Consider the following 2,827-nt stretch of genomic DNA (forward strand, 5'->3'; position numbering starts at 1 on the left):
CATCGCCGGTCCTCCCGGCGAGGGAGAAAACTGTCACCCATCTAATCAGTCCATTCTGTTACCTATCTATCCGGTTCGGACACCGGGCATTTCTCCCCGTATAGTGACGGGGAGAAAGAGGATCGCCGCAATGCCGGTGCCATCCTTTGCAACATTGGTGATTGGCAAAAACGGCGGCGAGCGTCCCTCTCCCCGTCCGCTATACGGGGAGAGGATGCCGGCAGGCAGGTGAGGGGCGGCGCCAACGCCCGGAAAGACGGACGGCAACGGCTGGGAGCGGCCAATGAATTCGCGTCGGAACGGCCTCCGACGACGACCCTTATTTTGGCTCGCCCGTCACGGGATCATAATTGATCTCAACCTTGGCCTTGTCCGACGTGTAATAGGTGACGGTGTAGGCGCCGCTATCCCAGTCGACCTCCTTCACATAGAGAAAGCCGTCGCGCTTCTCGACCTTGGCGAGGATCTCGGACAGTTTCTTGGCATTGGGCGGCGGCAGGGGCGTCTCGACCGCGGCCAAGGCCGGCCCGCCGGCAAGAAGAACGGCGACGCTTGTCATCAGAACAAATCTAGACATGGCTTTCCCTCAACTTTCCTGGGACAGAAACTCGCTGCCATGCCGGTTTGTTCCGCAGCTGGAATGGATGACCATCCAGTCCGCCGATTTGCGGAAGAAAAAGCCATGCGCCAAAAACACGATGCGCCACTTCACTATTCGTGGCCATAGGATGTTGGCGGTTCATTGGGAGGCTATATGCGCACGCGTCATGTCGTTGCCCCCAACGATGTCCCCAACTGATGGGAGCGCATCAAGCCGAGCCCTTGCTACCTGTTCGAGGCGCCGCCGCCCGCTTAACTTACGCGGCGCGTCGTTGAGCGGGGTGGAGACCTGAACGGGTTCGACGAGGGTCGACGGCGGTTACGATGCTGTGGTGGTGGTCGCAATAGACGCGATCCGGCGAAGTTGGCCCGGCACAAAAACGATAACCGCCGGGTACTGACGGGTCTTCGCTCACCGGGAAGCGGCACTGATAGACGCCTAGCTGAATGAGGGGGACGTCTCTCGAAGTTGGTCTGATATTTTCAGGCATGGTTTTTCAGGTTCCTAGTTCATAGCTTTTGCCGGCTGACGGCCGCAGTGCAACCGCGTCAGGGCGAGCTTCTCTCGTTCGGAGGGCTGTGGATCACCATATGGTGTTGATCGCAGCGTCAATAAGGCCCGAGACCCTGCTTTCGGAAGCCAATTGTTGCGACTTAAGGCCACACTTGCCGCTGCGAAGGCTTCCGGCGGACGATGTTGTCGTCCCACAGATCGCTCCGCCCTCGGGAAATCGGCAGCCGGGGTGAGGGGTGGCTTGTGGGGCCTCCAACGCGCAGCGCGCTTTCGGTTTTCAGGGACTTCAACGGCCAGCCCTGGGAGGCCAGTTGCGGGAGCGGATACAACTTTTGTCAGCAGACAACGTGGTCGCGTCCCAGAGCATCTCTCAGAACCGTCGCGCCGGTGCTATGGTGTGCCTGCATGATCAGACAGCAGGGATATGAGGCATGCCCGAAGTCACCCGCCGTACACTTCTTGCGTTCACCGCCGTGGCCTCGGTCATTGAACCGACGTTTGCTGAAGGGGAAGGTGCCTCACCCGAATTGCGGGCGCTGATTGGAACCCATGAAGCCACCTATGTCGGGCTTCACAGGGTTGTTCATCAAGCGGGCAGTAGCAGCCACGAACGCAAGAGGGCAGACCGGATTGAACAGGAAGCATTGCTGGCCATCTGCTCCTATCCTGCGATCAGCCGAGGCGACCGCCGGGCTAAGGCCGATTACCTGTTGGCCGCTGAGGCTCGGGGTGAACTCGATCTGGAAGAGCACATGCAGGCCATCCTGCACTCGATGAAGCGCTGATCGCTGCTCGACCGGGGCATCTCCACAACCAGACATCGCCGGTTTCACCACCATGACGACAAGCGGGTCGGGCATGGGCCAAACTTTATGATTTCAGGAAGGTACGCATCGTTGCACCGCCAACCGACCCACGCCTAACATAACGGCCCGTTTGAATTCGCCCGCGAAATCTGCGGCGGAATTCCTGAAGCTTGTGGTCTGCACCTAACCATCGCCGGAGATAAAATTGGGGGATGTAGTGGTGATCCAAGTGCTTCCGTTTCGATTTGCGTGCTAAAGAGAATGCGTAGCGAGATTTTGAGCGATGACAGAAAAGAGTCCAGCAAAGAAAACATGTTTTGTAGTCTGCCCGATAGGTGCGGAAGGCAGCTCAACACGCAATCATGCGGACTGGCTCTACCACGAAATAATCGAGCATGTCCTCGACCAACACTTTGCCGGAAAATTTGATGTGACGCGGTCGGATAAAATTGACCAGCCTGGCATGATTGATGCGCAGATTATTGCCCATCTTCTAGATGACGATGTTGTTATTGCAGACATGTCGGAGCTGAATCCAAATGCCTTTTACGAGATGGGCATCCGACACATGAAAGAATTGCCCATTACCCACATGTTCAAAAAAGGAGAAGTAATACCCTTCGATGTGAAACTATATCGTGCAATACAGTTTGACTATAGTAACCCAATCTCTTTGAAAGAGGCGCGGGGTGACCTTAGGCGTTCTATTGAAGCAGTCTTAGATCCGACGTTTAAGCCGGACAACCCTGTTATCAGAGCGCGAGGCGTTCAAAAGCTTAATGAGGACGCAACTCCAGCTATGTTGCTTGTGACGCAACAGCTGTGACCTGCCACTGAGAATTTCCTCCATCTGAGATTAGAGTCCGGGCCTTGATTGAAGGACGGACTGATGAAGAGAAAGCGGTTT

At 56.3% G+C, this 2,827-nt stretch carries 4 protein-coding genes; 2 read left to right on the plus strand and 2 right to left on the minus strand.

Annotated elements, in window-relative coordinates:
* Window positions 1-319: 319 nt before the first annotated feature.
* Together NKJ06_RS34995 and NKJ06_RS35000 are read right to left on the minus strand one after the other, a co-directional pair.
* Window positions 320-577: a PepSY domain-containing protein gene (locus NKJ06_RS34995; RefSeq protein WP_352812480.1), complete on the minus strand. Its 258-nt coding sequence runs from the start codon at window positions 575-577 to the stop codon at window positions 320-322.
* 280 nt (window positions 578-857) lie between these two features.
* On the minus strand, window positions 858-1,091 hold the full coding sequence (locus NKJ06_RS35000; protein WP_352636308.1) for a GcrA family cell cycle regulator: 234 nt from the start codon (window positions 1,089-1,091) through the stop codon (window positions 858-860).
* 454 nt (window positions 1,092-1,545) lie between these two features.
* Here NKJ06_RS35000 and NKJ06_RS35005 point away from each other — a divergent pair, with 454 nt between their 5' ends.
* Entirely contained in the window at window positions 1,546-1,899 is a 354-nt protein-coding gene (locus NKJ06_RS35005) for a hypothetical protein (RefSeq protein WP_352636310.1), read from the plus strand.
* A 304-nt stretch (window positions 1,900-2,203) separates the two neighbouring features.
* Complete coding sequence (locus NKJ06_RS35010; protein WP_352636312.1) at window positions 2,204-2,746, plus strand: hypothetical protein; 543 nt, start codon at window positions 2,204-2,206, stop codon at window positions 2,744-2,746.
* Window positions 2,747-2,827 lie beyond the last annotated feature (81 nt).

The sequence above is a fragment of the Mesorhizobium sp. M0293 genome (assembly GCF_040321735.1).
In the GTDB taxonomy this organism is placed as follows: domain Bacteria; phylum Pseudomonadota; class Alphaproteobacteria; order Rhizobiales; family Rhizobiaceae; genus Mesorhizobium.

What these genes read in the sequence shown, in the direction of transcription:
- NKJ06_RS34995 (WP_352812480.1), bottom strand. Translation starts at nt 577, where the DNA reads ATGTCTAGATTTGTTCTGATGACAAGCGTCGCCGTTCTTCTTGCCGGC.
- NKJ06_RS35000 (WP_352636308.1), bottom strand. Translation starts at nt 1,091, where the DNA reads ATGCCTGAAAATATCAGACCAACTTCGAGAGACGTCCCCCTCATTCAG.
- NKJ06_RS35005 (WP_352636310.1), top strand. Translation starts at nt 1,546, where the DNA reads ATGCCCGAAGTCACCCGCCGTACACTTCTTGCGTTCACCGCCGTGGCC.
- NKJ06_RS35010 (WP_352636312.1), top strand. Translation starts at nt 2,204, where the DNA reads ATGACAGAAAAGAGTCCAGCAAAGAAAACATGTTTTGTAGTCTGCCCG.